This is a genomic window from Vibrio sp. HI00D65 (genome assembly GCF_001635455.1).
In the GTDB taxonomy this organism is placed as follows: domain Bacteria; phylum Pseudomonadota; class Gammaproteobacteria; order Enterobacterales; family Vibrionaceae; genus Vibrio.
Genome location: NZ_LWEH01000546.1, coordinates 1 through 220, shown reverse-complemented (window position 1 = coordinate 220; position 220 = coordinate 1). Strand labels below are relative to the sequence as shown.

Here is a 220-nt window from a genome sequence, read left to right as displayed (position 1 = left end):
ATACTTTTAGATAGTGTTGATAGTAATTCTCTATCTGCTCAGCCGATTGAGTCTCATCCAATGTCTTGAGTAGCTCGATACCAACCTCACAGGTGCATAAGTGTCCACTGTCTTGATTGCGGCGCAACGTATATGAAGATTCACTGGTTACATCGAGGTGCACTTGAGGGATCGTCTGTAGCCAAGGGCTTTTGTTGAGCATCTTTTTCGCTTCTTGCCA

At 44.5% G+C, this 220-nt stretch carries 1 protein-coding gene; it reads right to left on the bottom strand.

Annotated features, from left to right (window positions below):
- Positions 1–220: DTW domain-containing protein (locus A3712_RS23370; RefSeq protein WP_157618876.1), on the bottom strand; the 220-nt coding region annotated here is incomplete at both ends.